General features: G+C 63.7%; 6 protein-coding genes. 2 read left to right on the forward strand and 4 right to left on the reverse strand.

Annotated features, from left to right (window positions below; all coding sequences use genetic code 11):
- From EOA38_RS22790 to EOA38_RS22805, 4 genes are all read right to left on the reverse strand, one after another.
- A partial coding sequence (locus tag EOA38_RS22790) for an ABC transporter ATP-binding protein (RefSeq protein WP_145966032.1) occupies positions 1–608 on the reverse strand: 608 nt, incomplete at its 3' end.
- Positions 608–1,492: an ABC transporter permease subunit gene (locus tag EOA38_RS22795; RefSeq protein ID WP_245464923.1), complete on the reverse strand. Its 885-nt coding sequence runs from the start codon at positions 1,490–1,492 to the stop codon at positions 608–610. The genes EOA38_RS22795 and EOA38_RS22790, both read right to left, overlap by 1 nt.
- A gap of 26 nt (positions 1,493–1,518) precedes the next feature.
- A complete protein-coding gene (locus EOA38_RS22800; protein ID WP_127300316.1) occupies positions 1,519–2,526 on the reverse strand; it encodes an ABC transporter permease subunit in 1,008 nt (335 codons plus the stop codon).
- A 51-nt stretch (positions 2,527–2,577) separates the two neighbouring features.
- Complete coding sequence (locus EOA38_RS22805) at positions 2,578–4,176, reverse strand: ABC transporter substrate-binding protein (protein WP_126090443.1); 1,599 nt, start codon at positions 4,174–4,176, stop codon at positions 2,578–2,580.
- Positions 4,177–4,657: 481 nt separating this feature from the next.
- On the opposite strand from EOA38_RS22805, the gene EOA38_RS22810 reads away from it, so the two are divergent.
- Together EOA38_RS22810 and EOA38_RS22815 are read left to right on the forward strand one after the other, a co-directional pair.
- Complete coding sequence (locus tag EOA38_RS22810; RefSeq protein ID WP_127300317.1) at positions 4,658–6,622, forward strand: long-chain fatty acid--CoA ligase; 1,965 nt, start codon at positions 4,658–4,660, stop codon at positions 6,620–6,622.
- A 77-nt stretch (positions 6,623–6,699) separates the two neighbouring features.
- A partial coding sequence (locus EOA38_RS22815) for a 50S ribosomal protein L11 methyltransferase (protein ID WP_145966033.1) occupies positions 6,700–7,171 on the forward strand: 472 nt, incomplete at its 3' end.

Genomic DNA, 7,171 nt, shown 5'->3' on the forward strand with positions numbered 1-7,171 from the left:
TATTTGGCCTGCAGCGAGACCAGCAGATCGAGGATCTGCTTCTGGATGGTGACGTCGAGCGCCGTCGTCGGCTCGTCGGCGATCAGGAGCTTCGGATTGCAGGCGATCGCCATCGCGATCATGATGCGCTGGCATTGGCCGCCCGACATCTGGTGCGGGAAGGAATTGAGCCGCTCGGCCGGTTCGGGAATGCCGACCTGCTTCAAAAGCTCGATGGCGCGCGCGCGGCGCTGCGCCCGGTCCATGCCGAGATGGAAGCGCAGCACCTCCTCGATCTGGAAGCCGACGGTGAAGCACGGATTGAGGCTGGCGATCGGCTCCTGGAAGATCATGGCGATGTCCTTGCCGATGATCCTGCGGCGCTCGGCCGGGCTGATCTTGAGGAGATCGCGGCCGCCAAACGTCATGCGGTCGGCGGTGACGGTAGCGGTCCACGGAAGCAAGCCCATCACCGCCAGCATCGACACCGACTTGCCGGAGCCGGACTCGCCGACGATGGCGAGCACCTCGCGCTCGTCGACATGGAGCGATACGCCGTCGACGGCGCGGAACGGGCCTGAGGCGGTCTGGAATTCGACGACGAGGTTGTGGATGTCGAGCAATGCCATCACGACCTCCTGAGCTTCGGATCGAGCGCGTCGCGCAAGCCGTCGCCGATCAGGTTGATGGCGAGCACGGTAATCAGGATGGCGAGGCCAGGGAAGGTCACCACCCACCAGGCGCGCAGGATGAACTCGCGCGCCGAGGCCAGCATGGTGCCCCATTCCGGCGTCGGCGGCTGCGCGCCGAGGCCGAGGAAGCCAAGTGCTGCGGCTTCCAGGATGGCGTTCGAGAAGGACAACGTGCCCTGGACGATCAGCGGCGCCAGGCAGTTCGGCAGGATGGTGCGAAGCATCAGGCGCAGATGTCCGGCGCCGGCGACCTTGGCCGCCACGACATATTCGCGGCTCTTCTCGGCCATGACGGCGGCTCGCACCAGGCGGGCGAAATGCGGCTGCAGGACGAGCGAGATCGCCAGCATCGCATTGAACAGGCCGGGACCGAGGATGGTGACCAGCACCAGCGCCAGAAGCAGCGACGGGAAGGCGAGGATCAGGTCCATGACGCGCATGATCGCGACGTCGACCCAGCCGCGGAAATAACCGGCAAGCAGGCCGAGCGTGATGCCGCCGGTGAGGGCCAGCGTGACCACGACGGCGCCGATCAGCAGCGAGAAGCGCGCCCCGTAGAGCAGGCGCGAGAGGATGTCTCGGCCGACCGGATCGGTGCCGAGCAGATATTGGGTGCTGCCGCCCGTCTGCCAGGCCGGCGGCCTGAGGAACGCGGTCTTGTCCTGCACGTCGGGCGCGTAGGGCGCAAGCAGCGGCGCGAAGAGCGCGGCCAGCACCAAAAGGATGAAGACGAACAGGCCGATGACGGCGCCGCGGTTGACCGAGAAATAGTGCCAGAAGGTCTTGAAGCCGGTCAGTCGGTCCGGGCTGCCGGCGGCCATGGGGGCGATTTCGGTCGACTGGCTCATCACGCCGCCCTGATACGCGGGTTGATGACGGCGTAGAGCACGTCGACGATGAGGTTCACGGCCATGACGATGAGCGCGATCAAAAGCAGCCCTGACTGCACGACGACATAGTCGCGCTTGAAGATGGAATCGACCATCCACTTGCCGATGCCCGGCCAGGCGAAGATGGTCTCGGTAAGGATGGCGCCGGCAAGCAGCGTGCCGACCTGCAGGCCGATGGTGGTGACCACCGGGATCAGCGCGTTGCGCAGGGCATGCACGCCGATGACGCGGGCGGTGGAAAGGCCCTTGGCGCGGGCGGTGCGGACATAGTCCTCGCCCAGCACCTCGAGCATGGCCGAGCGCGTCTGGCGGGCGATCACCGCCAGCGGAATGGTGCCGAGCACGATCGCCGGCAGGACGAGGTGGCTGAGCGCCGAGCGCAGCGCGTCCCATTTGCCGTAGAGGATGCTGTCGATGGTCATGAAGCCGGTGATCGGCTTCAGAAAGAACTGCAGGCCCATGCGGCCCGATACCGGCGTCCAGCCGAGATAGCCGGAAAAGAAGATGATGAGCAGCAGGCCCCACCAGAAGATCGGCATGGAATAGCCGACAAGGGCGGTGCCCATCAGCGACTGGTCGAACCATGAACCGCGCTTGACGGCCGCGAATATGCCGGCCGGGATGCCGATCACCATGGCGAAGATCATGGCGAAGAAGGACAGTTCCAGCGTCGCCGGGAAGAGCGTCTTGAACTCTTCCATCACCGGGCGCTTGGACGAAATGGAAACGCCGAAATCGCCGGTGGCGACCTCGCCGACATAGCGCGCGTACTGCTCCCAGATCGGCAGATTGTAGCCGAACTGTTCCTTGAGCTCTTCGTAGCGCGCGGGCGATACGCCATGCTCGCCGGCCATGGCCAGGATCGGATCGCCGGGCAGCAGCCGGACGAAAGCGAAGGCGCAGATGGTGATGCCGACCAGGGTCGGGATCAGGAGGGCGATTTTATTGAGAAGATATCGGAGCATCGTCAAATGGAATGGGGCGGCGCTGGAATTTGCGCCGCCCCGTTCGCAATATTACTCGGACTTGTCAACGCCGTCGAAGCGGTGAATGCCGAGCGGGTCCATCTTGTAGCCGGTGACGTTGTTGCGAACGACCGAGTAGACCTGGCTGTGGGCCAGGAGGAAGGCGGGCGCCTGCTTGGCGAAGATCACCTGCGCCTGCTCATAGAGCTTGGTGCGCTCGCCCTGGTCGCTGGTCTTCTTGGCCTTCTGGATCAGGTCCTCGAAGTCCTTGTCGCACCAGCTCGAGTAGTTCGACACACCGATGGCCGAGCAGGCAAAGAGGGTGGCGAAGAAGTTGTCCGGATCGCCGTTGTCGCCGGTCCAGCCGATCTGGAAGGCGCCGGGACGCTCCTTCTTCTTGCCTTCCTCGCGATACTTCGTCCACTCGTAGTTGACGATTTCGGCCTTGACGCCGACCTTGGCCCAGTCGGCCTGGATCAGTTCGGCCGCGCGCTGGAAGTTCGGGTTGTAAGGACGAACGCGGTCGGAAGCCCAGAGCTGGATTTCCTTCAGACCGGCATCGGCCAGCACCTTCTTGGCCGCTTCCGGATCATAGGAATCGAACTTCACGTCCTTGTCCCAAGACCACATCGTCGGCGGGATCAGGTTCTGGGCAGGCGTAGCACCGGCATCCTGGAACAGCGACTTGATCAGGGCTTCCCGGTCGATCGCCTGATTGAGCGCATGGCGAACCTCGGGCTTGTCGAGCGGCGGGATCGTCGTGTTGTAGCTCATATAGCCGATGTTGAGGCCGGCCTGATCGAGCAGGGTCACGTCCTTGTTGGCCTTGATGGTGGCGATGTCGGCCGGGTTCGGATAGGGAGCCACGTCGCATTCGCCCGCCAGCACCTTCTGGATGCGGGCGGTCGCATCAGGCGTGATGGCGAAGACCAGATCGTCGATCTTCTCCTTGCCCTTGAAGTAGTCGGGGTTGGCCGCGTAGCGGATGACCGAATCCAGCTGGTAGTCGACGAACTGGAAGGGGCCGGTGCCGATCGGCTTGGTCGAGAAGTCGGCCATCTTGCCGTCCTTCTCGAGCTGGTCGGCATATTCCTTCGACACGATCGAGGCGAAGTCCATGCCGAGATTGGCCAGCATCGGCGCGTTCGGCTCGGTCAGCGTCAGCTTGACGGTGAGGTCGTCGACCTTTTCCCACTTGGCGACATATTTCGGCATGTCCATGCCGGTGTAGTAGTCCCAGGTCAGGTTCGGCAGATACTTCTCGCCGTTCCACGGATTCTGCTTGTTGAACTGGCGGTCGAACGAGAAGACGACGTCATCGGCATTGAGGTCGCGGGTCGGCTTGAAATAGTCGGTGGTCTGGAACTTCACGCCCGGATGCAGGTGGAAAGTATAGACCAGGCCGTCGTCCGAGATTTCCCATTTGTCGGCAAGGCCGGGCTCGATCTCGGTGCCGCCATGCTTGAACTCGACCAGACGCGAATAGACGGTGCGCGACGAGGCGTCGAAGTCGTTACCGCCCGTCGTCGTACCCGGGTCGAAATTGGCCGGCGACGCTTCCGAGCAATAGACAAGCGTCTTTGCATTGGCCATGCCACCCAGGACGCTTGCAGCCAGCAACGCGGCTGCAAAAGTCATTGTCTTTTTCATTGAGCACTCCCTGATGTTCTTCCAAGCCCCTCTATCAGGCTCGAGAAGCGCGCATATAAGCACCGTTTTTAGGGCTTTGGAACACCCCGTTTGCGTACCCCATGGTAAGCAGGAAAAGAATCCGGATTTTCCTCAAATAGCGGAAATAGTGAGTAGAATTTTTCGCTCACGACATTGTTAACGACCGCATTTTTTTATTGATCGATCCCCTCCCGAAATCAGATCCGGGAGCTTCCCGCCCGCAATCCGGCTCGCAATCGGCGCGCAGTTCAAGCGACGGTTGGAGGAACAGGTTTCGACGGCAAATCTTTCCGCCGCTGCCGCTGGGGCAAGACTTGCACGGCCGCCGATAGACGCAATACATAGACGGCATGCCGGATTTCTTGGGGAATCCGCAATCGGCGCCAGCGGAGGAGGCCTCTGACATTGGAGGCGGGCGCGACACGAGACTGTGAGACCAAGGATACCAGGGAGGGATTTGGTGGCAAAAGCAGCAAAGACAACGCCCCCGGCGAAGGCAAAAGCCAAGGCCGCGGCCGCTAACGCCGGCGCGCCCAAGGCTTCACCTTCCAAGGCCGCTTCACCAGCCAAAGCGTCTTCACCTGCAAAGGCCACCTCCAAGCCGAAGGCCGCTGCGACGAGCCCCAAATCCGCCACCAAGGCTGCAACCACAAAGACCGACAAGCCGGCGGCCGCCGGCAAGCCCACAACCGCAAAACCGGCCTCGGCGCCGGCCAGGCGGCTGCCGAAGGCGATCACGGAGCTCACCGCCGGGCTGCCGGAAAAGCCGTGGCTGAAAAACTATCCGAAGAACATGCCGGCCGAGATCGGCCCGCTGCCCTACAATTCCATCGGCGACTTCCTCGTCGGTGCCTGCAAGCAGTTTTCCGGCCAGCCGGCCTATGTGTGCATGGGCAAGTCGATCTCCTACGCCGAGCTCGAGCGGCTTTCGGCCGCCTTTGGCGCCTTTCTTCAGTCGAAAGGCCTGGAGAAGGGCGCCCGCGTGGCGCTGATGATGCCGAACGTGCTGCAATATCCGGTGGCGATGATGGCGGTGCTTCGCGCCGGCTTCACGGTGGTGAACGTCAACCCGCTCTACACGCCGCGCGAGCTGGAGCATCAGCTCAAGGACTCCGGCGCGCAGGCCATCGTCATCCTGGAAAACTTCGCCAACACGCTGCAGGCGGTGATCGCCCGGACGCCGGTCAAGCATGTGGTGGTGGCGGCGATGGGCGACCTGCTGGGCGGCCTCAAGGGCACGATCGTCAATCTCGTCGTTCGGCGGGTGAAGAAGATGGTTCCCGCCTGGTCGCTGCCCGGCCATGTCCGGTTCAACGCCGCGCTGAAGGCCGGCTCGGCAAACGCCTTCAAGCCGGCGGCGGTTTCGGGCGACGATATCGCCTTCCTGCAATATACGGGCGGCACGACGGGCATTTCGAAGGGCGCGACGCTGCTGCACCGGAACGTGTTGTCCAACGTCGCGCAGAATTCGCTCTGGGTGGAGGATGCCTACAGGTTCAAGCCGAAGCCGGCGCACCAGAACTTCATCTGCGCGCTGCCGCTCTACCATATCTTCGCGCTGACGGTGAACGCGCTGATGGGCATGCAGCAAGGTGCCCAGAACGTGCTCATCCCGAACCCGCGCGACATTCCGGGCTTCGTCAAGGAACTGCAGAAATACCCGGCCCACATCTTCCCCGGCCTCAACACGCTGTTCAACGCGCTGCTCAACAATGAGGATTTCCGCAAGCTCGACTTCAAGCCGCTGATCCTGACGCTTGGCGGCGGCATGGCGGTGCAGAAGGGCGTGGCCGAGCGCTGGAAGGCGCTGACCGGTTGTCCGGTGAGCGAAGGCTACGGGCTTTCGGAGACCTCGCCGGTGGCGACCGCCAACAAGTTCAGCTCCAGCGAGTTCACCGGCACGATCGGCCTGCCGCTGCCTTCGACCGAGATCGCCATCCGCGACGACGACGGCAACAACGTGCCGCTCGGCGAGGTCGGCGAGATCTGCATCCGCGGGCCGCAGGTGATGGCCGGCTACTGGAACCGGCCCGACGAGACCGCCAAGGTGATGACCAGGGACGGGTTCTTCAAGTCGGGCGACATGGGTTTCATGGACGAGCGCGGCTACACCAAGATCGTCGACCGCAAGAAGGACATGATCCTGGTCTCCGGCTTCAACGTCTATCCGAACGAGTTGGAAGAGGTCGTCGCGCAGCATCCCGGCGTGCTCGAGGCGGCGGCGATCGGCGTGCCTGACGAACATTCCGGCGAGGTGCCGAAACTGTTCGTGGTCAAGAAGGATCCGGCGCTCACCGTCGAGACGCTGACCGCCTATTGCCGCGAGAACCTGACCGGCTACAAGCGGCCGAGATACATCGAATTCCGCACCGAACTGCCGAAGACACCGGTCGGCAAGATCCTGCGGCGCGCATTGCGGGAATAGATTTGAGCGAACACGCTGCCGACGTGGCGCCGGCGCGCCGCGGAAGCCCCGATCCGGCGGAATTCATCAAGGCGAACATGCGGCTAACGCCGGTGCCGTCGCTGCCCGAAATCCGCCTCTACATGGCCCACCCTGGCAGCGGGCTGAGGCGGCTGCTGGAACCGGACGGCGACGCCGACGAAAGCGCGGCCGAACCGCAACCGCCCTACTGGGCCTATGCCTGGGCGGGCGGCGCCGTGCTGGCGCGCTATGTGCTCGACCGGCCTTCGATCGTCATGGACCGCCGCGTGCTCGATCTCGGCGCCGGCTCGGGGCTGGTCGGCATCGCCGCGGCCAAAGCCGGCGCGCGCGAGGTGCTCGCGACGGAAATCGATTGCAACGGCGTCGTCGCGCTCGGCCTCAACGCGGCGGCCAACGGCGTCGCCATCACGACAATCGGCGAAGATATTACAGCCGGTCCGCCGCCGGCGGTCGACCTGGTGCTGGCCGGTGACGTCTTCTACGGGCAGGCGGTGGCGCGGCGGGTCATCCCCTTCCTCGACCGCTGCC

The sequence above is a fragment of the Mesorhizobium sp. M1E.F.Ca.ET.041.01.1.1 genome, assembly GCF_003997355.1.
In the GTDB taxonomy this organism is placed as follows: domain Bacteria; phylum Pseudomonadota; class Alphaproteobacteria; order Rhizobiales; family Rhizobiaceae; genus Mesorhizobium.

Excerpts from the sequence above, each read along its gene's own strand:
- EOA38_RS22795 (WP_245464923.1), bottom strand. The coding sequence starts at position 1,492 with ATGGCCGCCGGCAGCCCGGACCGACTGACCGGCTTCAAGACCTTCTGG.
- EOA38_RS22800 (WP_127300316.1), bottom strand. The coding sequence starts at position 2,526 with ATGCTCCGATATCTTCTCAATAAAATCGCCCTCCTGATCCCGACCCTG.
- EOA38_RS22805 (WP_126090443.1), bottom strand. The coding sequence starts at position 4,176 with ATGAAAAAGACAATGACTTTTGCAGCCGCGTTGCTGGCTGCAAGCGTC.